Below are 16,928 nucleotides of genomic sequence, written 5' to 3' on the forward strand. Positions count from 1 at the left end.
TCCAGAAAGAAATCGGGAGCACAGCATCGGGGATCAGGTAAGCGCTTTGAATGTGGGGTTCATGGAGCGCTTACGTTGAAGTCGCGCCCCGTCGCTTGGTGGAGATCATCGATCGCGGCCAAGCTTGTGAACCCGCCGGACAGCAACTTGAGCGCGCCCAGGGCCTCGACCTTCTTCACCCCGCCCACCGTCTCGGTGGAATGGTCGTCCACGTTCCTGGTGTGGCTCTGGAACTGCTCGCGGTTGGCCAGCGACTCCACTTCGCGTTCGATCGCCTTGTCCCGGATCTTTCCGTCCGTCTGGCGCAGCCAGTTGCCGTCCGCGTCGACGCGCTGCTGGCAGGCCTCGCTGTGCTGCCAGACCTGGTCGCCTTTCGGTACCCGAGGCAGGCTCACAGGGGTGATCGACACGAAGTCATAGCGGCGGCATGTGCGCCCGTACTGCTGCACCAGGACGCGCAGCAGCTCGGGGTTTTCCGACAGCTGCGAGTCGGAAAGGCGCAGGAGCACCACGTCCCAGTCCCGATCGGGCATGCGCTCATCGATCTCGATGTAGCCCACGCCCAGGCGGCGCAAGATGCGCTTGAGGCCTGCCGTGCTGCCCGCGTCCACCGCGTTGATGAAGGCGTACTTCACGCGCAGGCGATACAGGCGCTCGGGCTCGTTGCTGAAGCGGGTGATGTCCCGCTGCCAGGCCATCAGATCCAGGATGGTCAGGTGACAGGTCTCGGCGTCGGCCTGCAGGAGCGGCCACTGGACCCAGCCCTCCACCCTTTCCCACCAGGACTGCGCCGCTGCGGTGAGCTTGGCCAGCTCGGCGCCACCGAGCCAGAACGGCAGTTTCATGCGGATCATGCGAACGTCACCTGCAGGCTGGCGATGCGGGGAATATCGAGTTGCGACACGATGTCTTCGCCGGCGAAGCGCAGCGACTCGATTTCGGGGAACTCCTGGTGCAGCTCCTCACCGAGGCGGCTCAGTGAAAAGCGCGACTGAGGGTAGGTCAGGGTCGGGCGGTAGTCGCTGGCCGTGCTCTCGCGGAACGCGGCGCGGATGAATAGCGCGATGTTGTCGTGCAGGGCCTGGCTCTGCAGGGCGGTGAGGTTCGGTCGGGGCCACACGGTCACGCTGATGGCGTGCGGGGTTTCCGGCATGACGAACACCACCAGGTCATCGCCATGGCCGTGGTTCCCGCCGTCGCGGATGTGGGCGTTGATCTGCTCCAGGAACGATTCCGCCGGCACGCCGGCGTCGAACAGAACGTAGGCGTTCGCGCTACCAGGACCGCGTGGCGCGCCGTGCTCGAAGTAGATCCCATCGGGCCGCACCCCCGGGAACGCGGCGATCATGGCGCGATACACGGCGTCGGTGTGCCATTGGTTCACCGCGCTGAATTGGTTACGGACACGAAGGCGCAACTGGTCGTCTGGCTCAGGATCCGCACCCGGTGCAGTCATCCAGTCGTCGGTGTTGATGACCTGGGCAATCCCCGGTACCGGCTCGAGCAGGATCGCGTAATAACCCGGGGCGAGGTTGTAGCCGCTGCCGACCTCGCGGGCGTTGACCTTGACCGACACCTGCAGGCGCCCGTCCGGGAACGTCGCGTCCTCGATCGTCACCAGTTGGTAGACGTGCCCGTTGATCGCAGCGGACTGCACGATCACGCCGGCGGGCATCTGCAGCTCGCCGGCGGTGTTCTCGCGGGTGAACAGCAGCACGCCCTGGGCCTTGGTTGCGCCCTTGCGCTCGGTGTTCACCGCCCACGCCAGGGTGTCCAGCCAGGCACCGCTGGCCGTCTTGACGAAAAAGTTGGGCAGGACGGTGTCGCTCAGGAACGTCAGCAGCCACATGACAGGCTTGGTCACCAGCGCAGTCACGACTCGCCAGAACGGGCTGTAGGCGCTGGTGTTGCTCAGCTTGCTGCCCTGGGCTGCCACCTCGGCCTCCCAGGCCTGGCGCAGGCCTGCCTCGGTCGTCGGAATGCCGGCATCGCTCAGCGCCCGGCGGAAATCTACGTCACTCACAGAAACACCTCGATATCGCCGAATTTCAGTGTTTTGGCCGTGACCAGGTACACGCCTGGCCGGTCCTCGAGGATCCGGGCGGTGCCCGGTACCAGGCGTTCGTCGTCTTCCACCAGCAGCTCCAACTGCAGGATGCAATCGGCCTGGCGTTGGCGGCTGCGCTCGGCCACCAGGGTCACCAGCAGCCCGCTTTCGCGGATCATGTGGGCGATGTCCTGAGCGATGCTGGCCCTGTCCTCAATCAGCAGCGGCTGGCGGGAGGGATCCAGGACCAGGTCGTTGTCCTGAATCAGTAGGTCGATGTACTCGCTCATCAGCCCACCGCCATGCCGATCATGTTTTCCAGCTCCAGCGGGGTCATTGGCTTGCCGCCGGTGTTGATCTCCACCTTTTCAACGTGCATGCGTCGATCCTGGCTCTGTGTGTTGTTCTGAATCTGCTTCATCAGCCCGCCCTGGGGCACCGCATTGGGCCGAACGGGTGTGATGCTGGGCGCAGCCTGAGCCAGGCGCTCGCGGCTACGCTCGGCCTGCTCGATCTGTGCTGTCGGCATGGCGTCCGTGCGCATCAGCAGCGGTGTGACCGGCTCCACGGACGCTGGGAGCGCAGCACCCGGCGCAAGCGCTGCGCCAGGAAGCGCCACAGGCATTGGCGTGACCCCGATCGGCACAGCCTGGCCAGGGATCTGCGGCACGTTGGGCGGGGTAGGCACGTCGCCGAAAGTGGTCTCGATGTTCACGCCCGGGATCTTGTTCAGCATGTCGATCAGGCCGCTGATGGACTTCTGGAAGATGGCCACGATGCCGTCCCACGCGGACTGCGCCATGGCTCCCCAGCCGGCCATCGAGCCGAACCAGTTGTTCAACTGCTGCACCTGGTCAGCGATCCATTGGAATGCCTGGGTGGACATCTAGCTGAGGTGGTGACACTCAACCCCCTAACAAGTCTCGGAACCAAGGAAGTAGGTAATGGGTGAAACGTTGGATTGGTATGTAGTCGTTTGGAATTTGGCCGCCCCGGCAGCCCCTGCCGTGCCAAACAAGACGACTGACTGGAGCACGCTGGGTGTGGCCCTGATAACCGCCTTTGCAGGTATTGGCGGCACCTATTTAACTGCTGCTCGGCAATCCAAGGCTGAGAGTCGGAGCGTCCGGGCGGCGATCATTGCTGAGGTACTGGCTCTTGTCGAATTGTTCGAGCGAAGGGCTTATCTGGACAAGCTGAGAACCGAAGCAAAAACCCTGAAAAAACCGCGTCCACTGAATTTGCCTCTGACCTTCCAGATCAACCTTCCAGAGCATTACAACCGAATCTACCAAGAGAACGCCAAGCGATTGGGCTCCTTGAGCAGTATTGAAGCTGCGCAGGTGGTCCGCTTCTATCAATTGATTGATAGCTTGCGGTCTGACGTAACGGAGGGGGGGGGCCTGTTTAATGGGACCCGTGATGCCCAACACTTTGAATCGGCAGCCGAAGTGCTTTCGGCAGCTTTGGAGGTTGGTAACTCTATGACTCTGGACAGGAAATCATGGTGGCGGGGGTAGCGGCAGTGTGGACACATTGTGGACGTTGGAAGTGTCCGCAGTAGACGCTTGTCCACTTCCAGAATGACGAAAGCCCCGCATTGCGGGGCTTCTAAGGTGGTGCCGGCACCAGGAATCGAACCCGGGACCTACTGATTACAAGTCAGTTGCTCTACCATCTGAGCTATACCGGCATAGGCGCGTCATTATAGCGATCGGTTGGCTGCTGTAAACCACTTCCTTGCATTCAACGCGAAATCGCCTAAGTCACCGCCCCAAAAGGAGAAAATCCTACCAGCCGCGGTGGATGGTGTTGACGCTCGGTTCAGGCTCTGCGGGGTTGAAAAACAGCTTGTGGTTGTCGCAACCGCGCTTGCGGCAGCGGTCGTCCACTCGCAGGGGCAGGCCGCGGTCGCCGCCGAGCTGCATGCCGGGGGTTTCCCAGTCCAGGTTCGAGGTTCTTGGGGTGTAGCTGCTGCTACTGCTGGAGCAGCCGCTCAGGGCCAGGCCAAGGGCCAGAAGGGTGAAAGGCGTGGTGTATTTCACGTGTCGAAATCCGTTCATCTATCAATCTGGGTTGCGAATGCGCTGGATGGTGCCACCGCAGGCCATGTAGCAGCTGTCGTATTCGCGGCCGCAACTGTAGCTGGATGAGCTGCCGAATGGGTAGCTCGGTTGGTAGCAGTTGTGACGCGCTTCCTTCTTGCTCTTGCCGGTCTTGCAGTACTGGTAGGCACGCATTTCGGCCTGGTACAGGGCGCGCTGGCTGTTTTGTTCCAGACGCTCCAGTTGCTGGCAATGCCTGCGCTCGCTCGAGCAGCTATTGATGCAGTTCATGCCATGCGCGCTGGGCGGTGGCGAATACCTATATGTGTAACTCGGGCCGCAGCCGCTGATCAGCCAGGTGGCCAGGAGTACGGCGAGTAAACCTTTGTGGGGCAAATACATGGGTGTTGCAGTCCTTGATCATTCCTCGCTGAACTCCAGCAGGTCGCCGGGTTGGCAGTTCAGCGCGCGACACAGCTTCTCGAGGGTTTCGATCTTGAAACCCTTGATCTTGCCGTTCTTCAGCAGCGACAGGTTCGCTTCCGTTATGCCGATGATTTCCGCCAGGTCTTTGGAACGGATCTTGTTCCGGGCCATGACGACGTCGAGGCGGATGATTATCGGCATAAGGGCTGGCTAGACATAACAGTTGTGTTCATCGCTGATGGTCTTGGCGTCACGCATGAGCAGCGAGAAGGCGCAGAGCAGAATGCCTTTCATGATCTCGTAGACAGCCTCGGATGATACACCGATCGACACGCTGAAGCTTCTTTCCCCAGCAGGCAGGTCGATGGCCAGTGCCAAGCCCTCGAAAGTGCCGATCAGCGACCAGAGCAGCGGCGAGCCGATGCACAGCAGGCCGACCCACCAGAGCAGGCGGATGTTGGGCAGGGTCCAGGTCTGGCCCTTGGACAGGCGCATGAAGAAGATGCCGGTCAGCAGCAGGGCGAATGCCGAAATGGCGGTGGGAATCAGGTCGAGGAAGAACACCAGGCCGATCGCCAGGTGAGACGGTTGGTAGCCTTCGGCCAGGAGCAGCGGCATCTGGTCGCCGTAGGCCTGCAGGTAGGCGGAAACCATGGTGGGGTAGTCGAGCAGCCAGAGCAGCGGCGTGCCGCCGAACTCGACGGCAGCGGTGGTCCAGGCCAGAAGTGCGGCCAGGGCGCCGATGGTGCGCAATCGGGAGCGCGCATAGGCGACGGATCTACTGTTCATGGGGTGCCTCCGTACAGTGATGAACGGGGTGGATTATTCTTGATAAATTATCGTAATACAATAATTTATTTTGCTGTAATAGCTTTTGCGACGCTTTGCCGCAGTGGGAACTTGAACCAGGTGTGGGAGCGGGTTTACCCGCGAAGAAGACACCGCGCTGCCTGGCACGGGCTACGCCCGTGTTCGCGGGACAAGCCCGCTCCCACAGGGGATTGGGCAGGCCTTTAGATTCTGAACAAAAGGAGTTGCTACCAGGGGCTTGCGTCGGATCTGGGATTTGGCTTATGCACAAGCGGCATGCAGGTGCTGCGCGAGAGGCATGCCGAAGCGCTGCGCCGTTGGTCTTTGCGCAAAGGCCTGTTTTTGTTGGCGTTCGCTTACTGAAGGGAATAAGTGAAGCGGGTGAAATAGCCAGTGGATCCAATAAGCCGTGAATTTCATCACAAGCTTGTTCACAGAGTTATCCACAGGTTTTCCGTTTATTCCCGCTCCCCCAGCAGCAGCAGGTTGCGCGGAGTCAGTGGATAGCTGCAGAACTCGCCCAGGCGCACGTTGTAACCCTGTTCCTGCAGGAACAGCGCACGATCGAGCACCAGCCACAGCTCCAGCGGTCGACGGAACAGGTTGCGCAGCAGTTCGAGGTTGCGCACTTCGGCCAGGCGTTGCCAGCCGGCGGCTTCCAGCGCTGCCCAGTCGGGGTGGCCGTTCAGCGGCACCTGGCGCAGGGCTGCGAGGTCGCGGCAGTAGTCTTCGAAGGATTTGTCCAGCCAGGCGGTTGGCAGCGATGGGGTCGGCAGGTAGTCGTCGCAGTGGCGCTGCTGGCGCTGCAGCAGGTCGAAGCCCAGGCGACGGGCCATCGAGGTGTCGCGCAGGCGGCGCGCGCGGGCGCCGGAGGTGACGGTTTCGCTCAGTGGCAGGCCGAGGTCGGTGATGCTCAATTGCAATGTCGAGGCCTGCGCGGTGCTCGACAGTGCCTGGTAATGATCGCGCTGGGTGCGGTTGTAGCAGCAGGGTGCGATTGCGATCTGCCGGCAGCCTTGTTCGCTGGCCAGTTGCAGCAGGCGCACGTGCAGGTCGCCGCAGGCGTGCAGGGCGACCACGCTGTGATCGCGGGTCAGGTGGCGAACGCTGTCAGCGGCCATCACATCCTGGTGCAGGTGGTGCGCGGGCAGGTGGTGGTGGTCACTCAGGGCCTGGCCGGCTGCGACGAGCTCGGCGTCGTATTCGAGGCAGGTCAATTGCTGGCCGGGCTGCAGCAGTCGGCGGCCCAGGTGTCCTTTGCCCGAACACCAGTCCAGCCAGTGGGTCGTGGGCTGCTTGAAGCTCAGGCGGCTGCCGAAGGCTTCGATCTGCTGCCACTTGCGGCCGGGCACGTTGACCGCCAGGCGATGACCCGCTGTGTGCAGGTCGGCCAGGGGCAGTTCGTCGACGCGGGACAACTGCCGGGCCTGGTCCGCGAGTTGCGGGAAGGGCGCGGGGGCGGGCAGTCGTTCGGGGTGCTGTGCGGCGGCTTCGGCTTGCTCCAGGGTGCGGGTGCGCAGCCATTGGGCCAGCTCGGGATGGCGGGATTCCCATTCCAGGTGCAGGGCGGTGAAGGGGCGGGGTTTCCAGAGGGGTTGGTGCTGGCGCAGGAACTGGTCCAGGGCCTGGAAGCGCGCGTTCAGCTGGTCGGGGGGGAGGAATGGGGTCGAGGGCATGGCGGGTGGTCGGTGGGGCGGCCTTCGCGGGCAAGCCCGCTCCTACAACAACCCCTCAAGCATGTGGGTAGCTGTGGCAGCGGACTTGCCCGCGAAAAGGTCAGCGCGGTTTCAGATCACCGCCCCTGGCAGGCGTCGACGCGCAACCAGCGCTCGAGCAGCTTGAAACCCTGCACCAGGACGAACGAAATCAACAGGTAGAACACGCCCGCCGCAAAGAAGATCTCCACCGGCAGGTAGGTGCGGGCGATGATCGTGCGCGCCATGCCGGTCAGTTCCAGCAGCGTCACCGTACTGGCCAGGGCGCTGGCCTTGAGCATCAGGATCACTTCGTTGCTGTACGCCGGCAGGCCGATGCGCGCGGCGCGCGGCAGCATGATGTAGAACAGTGCCTTGCCGCGCGACATGCCCAGCGCGCGCGCCGCCTCGATCTCGCCCTTGGGGATCGCCTGCAGCGCACCGCGCAGGATCTCGGCGATGTAGGCGGCGGTGTGCAGAGTCATGGTCAGCACCGTGCACCAGAACGGATCGCGCAGGTAGGGCCACAGCGAGCTGCTGCGCACCAGGTCGAACTGCGCCAGGCCGTAGTACACCAGGAACAACTGCACCAGCAGCGGTGTGCCGCGGAAGAAGAAGATGTAGCCGTAGGGCAGGGCGCGCACGTACCAGTGGCGCGAGGAACGGGCGATGCCCAGCGGGATGGCCAGGATCAGCCCGGCAACGACCGCGATGGCCACCAGCTCCAGGGTCAGGGTCGCGCCCTGGGCCAGGCGTGGCAGCCACTTGATGATGACTTCCCAGTTCATTGCGCGGCCCTCATGAAGCCGCGAGCGGCGCGTTTTTCAAGGAAATGCATGCCGGCCATAGCGACGATGGTCAGGCACAGGTAGATGCAGGCGGCGACGGCATAGAAGGTGAACGGCTCCTTGGTCACGGTCACGCCGATCTGGGCGTGGCGCATGATTTCTTCGAGGCCGATCACCGACACCAGCGCAGTGTCCTTCATCAGGATCATGAACAGGTTGCCCAGGCCCGGCAGGGCCACGCGCCACATCTGCGGCAGGATGATCCGCGACAGGATGCGCCCCTTCGACAGCCCCAGTGCCAGGCCCGCTTCACGGTGGCCCTTGGGGATCGCCAGGATCGCGCCGCGGAACACTTCCGTGGCGTAGGCGCCGAAGCACAGGCCCAGGGCGATCACGCCCGCGGCGAAGGCGCTGAGCTCCAGGCCGGGCATGTTCAGGGCATCGCCGAGGCTGCTCATCAGCCCGACGGTGCCGAAATAGATCAGCAGGACCCACAGCAGCTCGGGCACGCCGCGAACCAGGGTCGAGTAGGTGCCGCCAAGCCATTGCAGCGGCTTGATCGGCGAGGTCTTGGCCAGTGCGCCGAGCAGTCCAAGGACCAGTCCCAGCAGCAAGGCACAGAGCGCCAGTTTTACGGTCATCAGGGTGCCAGCCAACATGGCCGGACCGAATCCGTGCAGGTCGATATTCATGGGCAGGGTGCGTTCAAGGGACCGGCACCGCGCAGCGGCGGTGCCAGTCGGGGCGTATCAGTAGATGCTGAACGGGAAGTACTTGTCGTTGATCTTCTTGTACGTGCCGTCGGCGATGATTTCCTTCAGAGCAGCGTTCAGCTTCTCACGCAGCGGATCGCCTTTACGCACGGCGATACCGATCTTGTCGCTCTCTTCCACCGGGTCGCCCTTGAACTCGTAGTTCTGGCCGTCCTTGCTTTTGAGCCACTCGTACTGCACGTACTTGTCGGCCAGGATGCCGTCGATACGGCCGGCGATCAGGTCCAGGTAGGCGTTTTCCTGGGTGTCGTAGAGCTTCACATCGACATCGCTGCCGTAGTGGTCTTCCAGCCAGGTGCCGGCCAGGGTGGCGCGCTGGGTGCCGATGGTCTTGCCCTTGAGCGAAGCCTTGTCGGTCTTGAAGTCAGCGTTTTTCGGCGCGATGAACTGCAGCTTGTTGGAGTAGTAGGGCTCGGTGAAGTCCACGGCCTGCTTGCGCTCGTCGGTGATCGACAGCGACGACACCAGGAAGTCGAACTTCTTGGCGTTCAGGGCGGGGATGATGCCGTCCCAGTCGGAGGTCACGACCGAGCACTCGACTTTCATCTTGGCGCACAGGGCGTCGCCGATGTCCTTGTCGAAGCCGACCACGTTACCGCTGGCATCCTTGTTGTTGAAAGGCGGGTAGGCCGCCTCGATACCCATGCGCAGTTTTTCCGCGGCCAGGGCGTTGGCCGACATCACCAGCGTGGCGGCAGCGGCCAGGAGGAATTTCTTGTAGGTCTGCATGTGTTGCTCCGTTTAGCGGTGGCTGGACATGAATTGCTTGCAACGCGCCGAGGTCGGGTTTTCGAAGACCTGTTGCGGCGATCCTTGCTCTTCCACGAGGCCCTGGTGCAGGAAGACCACTTCACTGGACACCTGGCGGGCAAAGTTCATCTCGTGCGTTACCAGCAGCATGGTACGGCCTTCGTCGGCCAGTGCGCGGATAACGTTAAGCACTTCCTGGACCATTTCCGGATCGAGCGCCGAAGTCGGCTCGTCGAACAGGATGACCTTGGGCTTCATGGCCAGGGTGCGGGCGATGGCGGCGCGCTGCTGCTGGCCACCGGAAAGTTGGGCGGGATAGCTGTGACGCTTGTCGTGGATGCCGACCTTGTTCAGCAGCGCCTCGGCCGCTTCGATGGCCTCGGCCTTGCTCTGGCCGAGCACGCGGCGTGGCGCCTCGATGATGTTGTCGAGGATCGACATGTGCGGCCACAGGTTGAAATTCTGGAAGACGAAGCCGATTTCGCTGCGCAGACGGTTGATCTGGCGGTTGTCGGCGGCGATCAGGTCGCCGGTCTTGGTGGGCTTGAGCTTGAGCGCTTCGCCGGCGACGAGGATTTCACCCTGGTGCGGGTTCTCGAGCAGGTTGATGCAGCGCAGCAGGGTGGACTTGCCGGAACCGGACGAACCGAGGATCGAGATCACGTCACCGTCGCGCGCGGTCAGCGAAATGCCCTTGAGAATTTCCTGATCGCCGTAGCGTTTGTGCAGATTGCGGATTTCCAGCGCGGGCGTGGCCTGGGCCATGTGCGGTCCTCATGTGTTCGGGTGCGTTCCCAGCTGTTGGCGGCCTTCCTGGCGAGCGCAACGCTAGCATAGCGGCGTAATGGCGGCCAACCGGGTCGCAGCGGGCTCGGGTCGTTGACAGGACAGTTTGTCGCATCGCTGCAGTGCAACGTCGCGCGGATGTCCGCAACACGGTGCGCTTGGCGCCGGAGCCTTGATGAAAAAAGGCGCGATGGTGCCAGTTTTGGGCGGGGGAGGGAAGGAGTTTTGGTTTTGTTCACTAGTGCGCCCCCGCGCCAATCGTAGGAGCGGGCTTGCCCGCGAAGGCCACATCACCGACTCAAGGTTGCACGCCGAGGTTGCACCTTTTGTGCCCCTGATCGGTGCAAAGGTGTTACCAAGGACTACCTTTAGTGCATTTGTAAGTGGGTATTTCAGTAATGCACACTTGGCCCGCAGGCCTGGATGTGCATTCGGTCAAACCCTGGCCGAATGCCCGCAAGGCCCCGCCATTCGGGACTGAGGCAATATTCAGACGAATGATTTTCCGCGCTGGCGCACTTATTGCCAGCTGGAAAGCGCCGATTGCCAAGGCGTCTAAATCAACCCCTGGCGCGCTTCGTTATCAGCAATCGGGTGGTCCACTCCTTACAAAGGTAGTTTTATGAGCGGTAAGCACAATTCCAATGACCTCGCTCAGGGGCTCAAACAACGGCATGTCACCATGCTGTCCATTGCTGGCGTCATCGGCGCCGGTCTGTTCGTCGGCTCCGGCCACGCCATTGCCGCAGCCGGCCCGGCGGTCCTGCTCGCCTATGCCGCTGCCGGTACTCTCGTGGTGCTGGTGATGCGCATGCTCGGCGAGATGGCCGTCGCCTCGCCAGACACCGGTTCGTTCTCGACCTACGCCGACCGCGCCATCGGGCGCTGGGCCGGCTTCACCATCGGCTGGCTGTACTGGTGGTTCTGGGTGCTGGTGATCCCGCTGGAGGCCAACGCCGCTGCAGCGATCCTGCATGCCTGGTTCCCGGCCGTCGACCTGTGGGCGTTCTCGCTGGTCATCACCCTGGCGCTGACCATCACCAACCTGTTCAGCGTGAAGAACTACGGCGAGTTCGAGTTCTGGTTCGCCCTGCTCAAGGTGCTGGCGATCATCGCCTTCATCGTCGTCGGCTGCGCGGCCATGTTCGGCATGGTGCCGGGCAGCCAGGTCAGCGGTGTCAGCCACCTGTTCGATACCCAGGGCTTCATGCCCAATGGCCTCGGTGCAGTGCTGGCGGCCATGCTGACCACCATGTTCTCGTTCATGGGCACCGAAATCGTCACCATCGCGGCCGCCGAGTCCAAGGACCCAGGCAAGCAGATCAGCCGTGCGACCAACTCGGTGATCTGGCGTATCTGCCTGTTCTACCTGGTGTCGATCTTCCTGGTCGTGGCCATGGTGCCGTGGAACGATCCGACCCTCGCGGAAAAAGGTTCCTACCAGACCGTCCTGAGCCTGATCGGTGTGCCCAATGCCAAGCTGATCGTCGACATCGTCGTGCTGATCGCCGTGACCAGCTGCCTGAACTCGGCGCTGTACACCTCTTCGCGCATGCTGTTCTCCCTGAGCAAGCGTGGCGACGCACCGGCCGTGGCCCAGCGCACCACCAAGGCGGGCACCCCGCACTGGGCGGTCATGCTGTCGACCGCTGCGGCCTTCCTCTGCGTGTTCGCCAACTTCGTCGCGCCGGCCCAGGTGTTCGAGTTCCTGCTGGCCAGCTCCGGCGCCATTGCGCTGCTGGTGTACCTGGTGATCGCCGTTTCCCAGCTGCGCATGCGTGCCCAGCGTGAAGCGCGCGGCGAGAAGATCTCGTTCAAGATGTGGCTGTTCCCGGGGCTGACCTGGGCGACCATTGCCTTCATCGTGGCTGTGCTGGTGGTGATGGCGCTGCGTGAAGATCACCGGATCGAGATCATCGCGACGGCCTTGCTGAGCATCGCCGTGGTCGCGGCGGGCCTTTTGCTGCACCGCAAGCGCGGTGCTGCCGGGCAGGTGGCGCTGGATAACTGATCCGCATCGAGCAAATGAAAAGGCCGCGTCCTGTGAGGGGCGCGGCCTTTTTCATGGGCGGCGAATCGCTGTCTTGCTCAGGCAAAGCCTTGCTGGCGCCAGGCCTCGTATACCGTGACGGCCACGGTATTGGACAGGTTCAGGCTGCGACACCCGGGCCGCATCGGCAGGCGCAGGCGTTGCTCGGCGGGCAGGCTGTCCAGCACCTCGGCAGGCAGGCCGCGGCTTTCAGGGCCGAACAGGAAGGCATCGCCCGGCTGGTAGGCCACTTCATGGAAGGGGTGCGAGGCCTTGGTGGTGAAGGCGAACAGGCGCGGCTGCCCCAGGCTCTCCAGGCATGCTTCGAGGCTCTCGTGGCGCTTGAGCGTGGCATACTCGTGGTAATCCAGCCCCGCACGACGCAGGCGCTTGTCGTCCAGCTCGAAGCCGATCGGCTCGATCAGGTGCAGGTCGCAGCCGCTGTTGGCGCAGAGGCGGATGATATTGCCGGTGTTCGGCGGAATTTCTGGTTGAAAGAGGATGACGTGAAACATGCACGGCTCCAGGCACGAAGATGACGAGCATTCTACCCTCGAACCGGACCCGCGTTCGAAGGCTTGGCCGCGTGTGTTGCTGTCGATGGCGATCGTCGGTGTGATGGTGGGGCTGATGATCGGTCGCCTGACCGCGCCTGACGTACGTGTGCTCGAGCGGGTCGAGGTGGTGCAGGATGGCCTCGACCTGTGGTTCAACGAAGCCCCCAAGCTGCATGGCGAAAACGTCGAAGGGACGGTGGCCGTGGTGTTCCAGGCCGAGGGCAAGGCCCAGCGCGGACAGTTGAGCCTGCAGGGGCGGCCGGTGGGCTGGCGCTTGCAGCAGAGCGAGGAAGGGTTGGTGCTGACGGTGGTTGCCGCGCGTCCTCTGAGCGGCACCTGGGCCGCTGCAGAGGACGCCGGACACTGGCGAGTGCAGGTCAGGCTGCACGAATAAAAGAGGGGATGTCTCGGCCTGCCTGTACCAAGGTCCCCAAAACGGGCGATGTTGCGAATAAAAGAGGGAGTCCCGGCCTGCCTGTACCGAGGTCCCCAAAACGGGCGGTGTTGCGAATAAAAGAGGGGGATATCCCGGCCTGCCTGTACCGAGGCCCCCGAAACTGGAGATACAGTACCTATTGCAGGTGGCGTGCCAGTTTTGAAAAGCCCGGAAATACTGGGCTTTCAGGGCGGTTTTGCGAGGATTCAAGGGATTTGTGCCTTGCCGAGGTGCAGGTGGCACAGGATCGGTGCAGAGGAGGGCTGGTGGGGTAGGCAGGCTATGTTTTTGTAGGAGCGGGCTTGCCCGCGAAAAAGACACCGCGGTGCATGGCACGGGCTACGCCCGTGTTCGCGGGCAAGCCCGCTCCTACAGGAGCCGGGCTTGCTTTGGGATCGGATGAGCGCAGCGCGACGCGTCAGGCCTCAGTGATCCTCTCCCTCATCGTCATCCCCGCCATCGACCTTCATCCCCAGCTCCTTGATCTTGCGAGTCAGGGTGTTGCGCCCCCAGCCCAGCAGCACTGCGGCATCGCGTCGGCGTCCGGCGGTGTGTTTGAGCGCGGTCTCGATCATGATCCGTTCGAAGCTCGGCACGGCGCTGTCGAGCAGGTTCGACTGCCCGCGCGCCAGGGCCTGGTCGGCCCACTGGCGCAGCGCCTGCTCCCAATTGGTGACCGGCGCGGCATCGTGCGGCAGGTTGAGCAGCTCTGGCGGCAGGTCGCCGATCAGCACCTCGCGGCTGGAGGCCATCACCGTGATCCAGCGGCAGGTGTTCTCCAGCTGACGTACGTTGCCAGGCCACGGCAGGTTGCGCATGAACTCCTCGGTTTCCGGCTTCAGCAGCTTGGGCTCGACCGCCAGCTCCCGCGCCGCGCGGCCCAGGAAGTGGCGGGCCAGGGCCGGGATATCCTCGCGCCGGTCCGCCAGGCGCGGGATGTGGATACGAATCACGTTCAGGCGGTGGAACAGGTCTTCACGGAACTTGCCGGCCTGTACCAGTGATTCCAGGTTCTGGTGGGTCGCGGCGATGATGCGCACATCCACCTTCACCGGTACATGGCCACCGACCCGATAGAACTCGCCATCGGCCAGCACGCGCAGCAGGCGGGTCTGGGTGTCGGCAGGCATGTCGCCTATCTCGTCGAGGAACAAGGTGCCGCCGTCAGCCTGTTCGAAGCGTCCGCGTCGCTGGTTGGCCGCGCCGGTGAAGGCGCCTTTCTCGTGGCCGAACAGCTCGGACTCCATCAGGTCCTTGGGAATCGCCGCCATGTTCAGGGCGATGAACGGCGAAGCCGCACGCGGGCTGTGGCGGTGCAGGGCGTGGGCGACCAATTCCTTGCCGGTACCGGACTCGCCGTTGATCAGCACGGTGATGTTGGAGTGGCTCAGCCGCCCGATGGCGCGAAACACCTCCTGCATCGCCGGGGCTTCGCCGATGATCTCGGGCGTGCGGGCGAGTACGGGCGGCGCTTCGAGCGCCTGTTGTTCCTGGGCATGCTGGTTGGCGCGCTTGACCAACGACACCGCCTCGTCGACGTCGAACGGCTTGGGCAGGTACTCGAAGGCACCGCCTTGGTAAGACGCCACCGCGCTGTCCAGGTCGGAATGGGCGGTCATGATGATCACCGGCAGGCGCGGGTGCTGTTCGCGAATCTGCGCGAGCAGGTCCAGGCCGCTGGCGCCAGGCATGCGGATGTCGGAGATGATCACGTCCGGCTGCTGCCGGGCCAGGCGACCCATGACTCCGTCGGCACTGTCGAAGCTCTGGGTGGTCATGCCCTCTTGTTGCAGGGCTTTTTCCAGGACCCAGCGGATGGAACGATCATCGTCGACGATCCACACGGTTTCACTACGGCTCATGGGGCTGTGGCTCCTTGTTCCAGGGGCAGGAAGATCGAGAAGGTGGTATGGCCGGCATGGCTTTCACACTCGATCAGCCCCTGATGCTGACTGATGATGTTCTGGGTAATGGCCAGCCCGAGGCCGGTACCGTCCGGGCGCCCGCTGACCATGGGATAGAAGAGGGTGTCCTGCAGTTCCGAGGGAATGCCGGGGCCGTTGTCGATGATCTCGACCCGTGCCACCAGCCTGTGGCGCACATGGCCGATGGTGAACTGGCGCACCGCGCGGGTGCGCAGGGTGATGCGGCCCAGGCGCAGTTCGTTCTGCCCGCTGATCGCCTGCATGGCGTTGCGCACGATATTGAGTACGGCCTGGATCATCTGCTCGCGGTCGATCAGCACGTCCGGCAGGCTCGGGTCGTAATCGCGCACCAGGGTGATGCCGCCCTGGCTTTCGGCCTCTACCAGGCTGCAGACACGTTCGAGCACTTCGTGCACGTTGGTCATCGACAGCGACGGCAGCTTGTTCGAGCCGAGCATGCGGTCGACCAGGTTACGCAGGCGGTCGGCTTCTTCGATGATGACGTTGGTGTAGTCGCGCAGGCCATCTTCGGGCAGCTCGCGGGCCAGCAGCTGGGCGGCGCCGCGGATGCCGCCGAGCGGGTTCTTGATCTCATGGGCGAGGCCGCGCACCAGCATCTTGGTGGTTTCCTGCTTGCTCAGCTGCGCTTCTTCCTTGGTGATGCGCAGCAGGCGGTCGCGCGGGTGGACTTCGAGCAGCAGCAGGGTGTTGCCCTGGTGCAGGATCGGCGTCACGGCGTAGTCGACGGTGATGCTCTGGCCGGTCAACGAGGTCAGTTGGGCTTCGCGCTTGGTGAACGGGTGCGCCTGCTCCACGGCCTGGCGCAGGGAGTTGAGCGCCTCGGTCGATTCGGTGAACAGTTCACTGATGAACTGGCCATGGCTGCGCTGGCCGCTGACGGCCAGGAGCATTTCCGCTGCCGGGTTCATGTACTCAAGGCGCAGTTCGCTGTTGAGCAGCAAGGTGGCAGTGGTCAGGTTGTCCAGTAGCAGACGGTGCTGTGCATCGCTGATGGTCATGGGGCGTCGTTGACCTCTTTTGGCGCTGTTCTGGCACATGGCGCCCCTGGTCGAGCCAGGGGCGGGCACGCTGGTATTCCGCTGATAGCCTGAAAATGCAAGAAACAAACCAAGGCTCCGAAAAGAAGCGGAATTGCCCGATAAAGCGCTGGGTATGCGCAAAATCGGCTCAGAAAAGCCTGGTTTACCGATTCTCCTGACCTAATTTGGGGTGCATTGCAGGGCGTTCAGCGGTTTTGTGCACCAATATAGAGCATAGGGCCTCAGGGGCGTTGGCAGAGGTTGGCGGTGGCCCGGATGAGGAGCAGCCGACGCGGGGCGTCGCTGGAGCGCAAGGCAATGGCTTCGGCCAGTGCGTGGCCGCACTGCGCGGGAGGCGCCTGGTCGAAGCGGGCGAGGGCGTCGAGCAGTCGGCCTTGCAGCAGGTCCAGGCGCGGACGGATCTCGCTGGCGAGGTCCTGGCGTGGGATGTCGGGGGCTTTTTGCAGCAGGTGCCATTGCGTGAGCAGGTGGTACTGCCTGAGCTTGTTGGCTTCTATCTGGTCGCTGAAGAACTGGCTGGCGCGTGCCGGATCCAGCCCGTGCTCGGGGGCAAGCTGGCTCACGTTCAACAGCACCTGTCGTTCGCGAGGGCTGTCCTGCACCGGCTGCTGGCGATCCCATTTATGCAGGGCGACCGCCTGGGCGATATCCAGCCGTTGTTCGATGCTGTCGAGCAGCGGGTCGAAGGTGGTGTCGGGTGGGGTGGCGTTCACGCAGCCGGACAGGGCAATGACGCAGAGCAGGGCAAGTGGCAGTGGGTGCATGGGAATCTCCTGGCAGGTGGAGATGCGAGTGTGGCCA

General features: G+C 63.2%; 19 protein-coding genes, 1 tRNA gene and 1 pseudogene. 3 read left to right on the forward strand and 18 right to left on the reverse strand.

Annotated features, from left to right (window positions below):
* Positions 1–386: 386 nt before the first annotated feature.
* The 4 genes and pseudogenes from AC2CGW_RS16470 to AC2CGW_RS16485 form a co-directional block, all read right to left on the reverse strand.
* Positions 387–854 (reverse strand): annotated as a pseudogene (locus tag AC2CGW_RS16470) (phage tail protein); the annotation flags it as partial.
* Positions 851–2,023, reverse strand: a complete 1,173-nt coding sequence (locus AC2CGW_RS16475; protein WP_484574314.1) for a baseplate J/gp47 family protein — start codon at positions 2,021–2,023, stop codon at positions 851–853. The pseudogene AC2CGW_RS16470 and the gene AC2CGW_RS16475, both read right to left, overlap by 4 nt.
* Positions 2,020–2,337, reverse strand: coding sequence for a DUF2590 family protein (locus AC2CGW_RS16480; protein ID WP_063541464.1), 318 nt, complete (start codon positions 2,335–2,337; stop codon positions 2,020–2,022). Before AC2CGW_RS16480 ends, AC2CGW_RS16475 begins: the two co-directional genes overlap by 4 nt.
* A complete protein-coding gene (locus AC2CGW_RS16485) occupies positions 2,337–2,933 on the reverse strand; it encodes a hypothetical protein (RefSeq protein WP_484574315.1) in 597 nt (198 codons plus the stop codon). Before AC2CGW_RS16485 ends, AC2CGW_RS16480 begins: the two co-directional genes overlap by 1 nt.
* A 58-nt stretch (positions 2,934–2,991) precedes the next feature.
* On the opposite strand from AC2CGW_RS16485, the gene AC2CGW_RS16490 reads away from it, so the two are divergent.
* Positions 2,992–3,567, forward strand: coding sequence for a hypothetical protein (locus AC2CGW_RS16490; RefSeq protein WP_484574316.1), 576 nt, complete (start codon positions 2,992–2,994; stop codon positions 3,565–3,567).
* 97 nt (positions 3,568–3,664) lie between these two features.
* Here the strand turns inward: AC2CGW_RS16490 and AC2CGW_RS16495 are convergent.
* From AC2CGW_RS16495 to AC2CGW_RS16540, 10 genes are all read right to left on the reverse strand, one after another.
* Positions 3,665–3,740: transfer RNA gene (locus AC2CGW_RS16495), tRNA-Thr, on the reverse strand.
* Positions 3,741–3,837: 97 nt separating this feature from the next.
* The gene (locus AC2CGW_RS16500; protein WP_226938352.1) at positions 3,838–4,092 is read right to left on the reverse strand and encodes a hypothetical protein; all 255 of its coding nucleotides are present in this window, start codon (positions 4,090–4,092) and stop codon (positions 3,838–3,840) included.
* A 21-nt stretch (positions 4,093–4,113) separates the two neighbouring features.
* Positions 4,114–4,383, reverse strand: a complete 270-nt coding sequence (locus AC2CGW_RS16505; RefSeq protein WP_484574317.1) for a hypothetical protein — start codon at positions 4,381–4,383, stop codon at positions 4,114–4,116.
* A gap of 129 nt (positions 4,384–4,512) precedes the next feature.
* Complete coding sequence (locus tag AC2CGW_RS16510; RefSeq protein ID WP_043211003.1) at positions 4,513–4,719, reverse strand: helix-turn-helix domain-containing protein; 207 nt, start codon at positions 4,717–4,719, stop codon at positions 4,513–4,515.
* 9 nt (positions 4,720–4,728) lie between these two features.
* Positions 4,729–5,307 (reverse strand): hypothetical protein, encoded by a 579-nt coding sequence (locus AC2CGW_RS16515; protein WP_054895538.1) that lies wholly within the window; start codon positions 5,305–5,307, stop codon positions 4,729–4,731.
* Between the two features lie 479 nt (positions 5,308–5,786).
* Positions 5,787–7,004 carry a methyltransferase gene (locus AC2CGW_RS16520; RefSeq protein WP_484574318.1) on the reverse strand — a complete coding sequence of 406 codons (1,218 nt, stop codon included), beginning with the start codon at positions 7,002–7,004 and terminating at the stop codon, positions 5,787–5,789.
* 116 nt (positions 7,005–7,120) lie between these two features.
* A complete protein-coding gene (locus AC2CGW_RS16525; RefSeq protein WP_186665732.1) occupies positions 7,121–7,810 on the reverse strand; it encodes an ABC transporter permease in 690 nt (229 codons plus the stop codon).
* Positions 7,807–8,502, reverse strand: a complete 696-nt coding sequence (locus AC2CGW_RS16530) for an ABC transporter permease (protein WP_186665733.1) — start codon at positions 8,500–8,502, stop codon at positions 7,807–7,809. Before AC2CGW_RS16530 ends, AC2CGW_RS16525 begins: the two co-directional genes overlap by 4 nt.
* A gap of 57 nt (positions 8,503–8,559) precedes the next feature.
* The gene (locus tag AC2CGW_RS16535) at positions 8,560–9,312 is read right to left on the reverse strand and encodes an ABC transporter substrate-binding protein (protein WP_186665736.1); all 753 of its coding nucleotides are present in this window, start codon (positions 9,310–9,312) and stop codon (positions 8,560–8,562) included.
* A 12-nt stretch (positions 9,313–9,324) separates the two neighbouring features.
* Positions 9,325–10,098 (reverse strand): ABC transporter ATP-binding protein, encoded by a 774-nt coding sequence (locus AC2CGW_RS16540; protein ID WP_054895291.1) that lies wholly within the window; start codon positions 10,096–10,098, stop codon positions 9,325–9,327.
* Between the two features lie 643 nt (positions 10,099–10,741).
* Between AC2CGW_RS16540 and gabP the strand changes: the two genes are divergently transcribed.
* Positions 10,742–12,130 (forward strand): GABA permease, encoded by a 1,389-nt coding sequence (gene gabP / locus AC2CGW_RS16545; RefSeq protein ID WP_054895290.1) that lies wholly within the window; start codon positions 10,742–10,744, stop codon positions 12,128–12,130.
* Between the two features lie 77 nt (positions 12,131–12,207).
* Here gabP and trmL read toward each other — a convergent pair whose 3' ends face one another.
* A complete protein-coding gene (gene trmL / locus AC2CGW_RS16550; RefSeq protein ID WP_186665737.1) occupies positions 12,208–12,663 on the reverse strand; it encodes a tRNA (uridine(34)/cytosine(34)/5-carboxymethylaminomethyluridine(34)-2'-O)-methyltransferase TrmL in 456 nt (151 codons plus the stop codon).
* Between trmL and AC2CGW_RS16555 the strand changes: the two genes are divergently transcribed.
* Entirely contained in the window at positions 12,662–13,099 is a 438-nt protein-coding gene (locus AC2CGW_RS16555; RefSeq protein WP_402762789.1) for a hypothetical protein, read from the forward strand. The two genes, trmL and AC2CGW_RS16555, sit on opposite strands and share 2 nt — an antisense overlap.
* 467 nt (positions 13,100–13,566) lie before the next feature.
* Here the strand turns inward: AC2CGW_RS16555 and ntrC are convergent, their stop codons facing one another.
* The 3 genes from ntrC to AC2CGW_RS16570 form a co-directional block, all read right to left on the reverse strand.
* Positions 13,567–15,003 carry a nitrogen regulation protein NR(I) gene (gene ntrC, locus AC2CGW_RS16560; RefSeq protein WP_063541426.1) on the reverse strand — a complete coding sequence of 479 codons (1,437 nt, stop codon included), beginning with the start codon at positions 15,001–15,003 and terminating at the stop codon, positions 13,567–13,569.
* The gene (gene glnL / locus AC2CGW_RS16565; RefSeq protein ID WP_186665741.1) at positions 15,000–16,085 is read right to left on the reverse strand and encodes a nitrogen regulation protein NR(II); all 1,086 of its coding nucleotides are present in this window, start codon (positions 16,083–16,085) and stop codon (positions 15,000–15,002) included. The genes ntrC and glnL overlap by 4 nt, the downstream gene beginning before the upstream one ends.
* Before the next feature lie 263 nt (positions 16,086–16,348).
* Positions 16,349–16,891, reverse strand: a complete 543-nt coding sequence (locus AC2CGW_RS16570) for a chorismate mutase (RefSeq protein WP_484574319.1) — start codon at positions 16,889–16,891, stop codon at positions 16,349–16,351.
* Between the last annotated feature and the right edge of the window lie 37 nt (positions 16,892–16,928).

It is taken from the genome of Pseudomonas sp. SYWMCR5 (assembly GCF_057197165.1).

Bases quoted from the DNA above. Each gene is read 5' to 3' on its own strand.
- AC2CGW_RS16555 (WP_402762789.1), top strand. From the start codon at position 12,662: ATGCACGGCTCCAGGCACGAAGATGACGAGCATTCTACCCTCGAACCG.
- AC2CGW_RS16535 (WP_186665736.1), bottom strand. From the start codon at position 9,312: ATGCAGACCTACAAGAAATTCCTCCTGGCCGCTGCCGCCACGCTGGTG.
- AC2CGW_RS16485 (WP_484574315.1), bottom strand. From the start codon at position 2,933: ATGTCCACCCAGGCATTCCAATGGATCGCTGACCAGGTGCAGCAGTTG.
- AC2CGW_RS16530 (WP_186665733.1), bottom strand. From the start codon at position 8,502: ATGAATATCGACCTGCACGGATTCGGTCCGGCCATGTTGGCTGGCACC.
- AC2CGW_RS16570 (WP_484574319.1), bottom strand. From the start codon at position 16,891: ATGCACCCACTGCCACTTGCCCTGCTCTGCGTCATTGCCCTGTCCGGC.
- AC2CGW_RS16515 (WP_054895538.1), bottom strand. From the start codon at position 5,307: ATGAACAGTAGATCCGTCGCCTATGCGCGCTCCCGATTGCGCACCATC.
- AC2CGW_RS16505 (WP_484574317.1), bottom strand. From the start codon at position 4,383: ATGAACTGCATCAATAGCTGCTCGAGCGAGCGCAGGCATTGCCAGCAA.
- trmL (WP_186665737.1), bottom strand. From the start codon at position 12,663: ATGTTTCACGTCATCCTCTTTCAACCAGAAATTCCGCCGAACACCGGC.
- ntrC (WP_063541426.1), bottom strand. From the start codon at position 15,003: ATGAGCCGTAGTGAAACCGTGTGGATCGTCGACGATGATCGTTCCATC.
- AC2CGW_RS16525 (WP_186665732.1), bottom strand. From the start codon at position 7,810: ATGAACTGGGAAGTCATCATCAAGTGGCTGCCACGCCTGGCCCAGGGC.
- AC2CGW_RS16490 (WP_484574316.1), top strand. From the start codon at position 2,992: ATGGGTGAAACGTTGGATTGGTATGTAGTCGTTTGGAATTTGGCCGCC.
- AC2CGW_RS16480 (WP_063541464.1), bottom strand. From the start codon at position 2,337: ATGAGCGAGTACATCGACCTACTGATTCAGGACAACGACCTGGTCCTG.
- AC2CGW_RS16520 (WP_484574318.1), bottom strand. From the start codon at position 7,004: ATGCCCTCGACCCCATTCCTCCCCCCCGACCAGCTGAACGCGCGCTTC.
- gabP (WP_054895290.1), top strand. From the start codon at position 10,742: ATGAGCGGTAAGCACAATTCCAATGACCTCGCTCAGGGGCTCAAACAA.
- AC2CGW_RS16540 (WP_054895291.1), bottom strand. From the start codon at position 10,098: ATGGCCCAGGCCACGCCCGCGCTGGAAATCCGCAATCTGCACAAACGC.
- glnL (WP_186665741.1), bottom strand. From the start codon at position 16,085: ATGACCATCAGCGATGCACAGCACCGTCTGCTACTGGACAACCTGACC.
- AC2CGW_RS16510 (WP_043211003.1), bottom strand. From the start codon at position 4,719: ATGCCGATAATCATCCGCCTCGACGTCGTCATGGCCCGGAACAAGATC.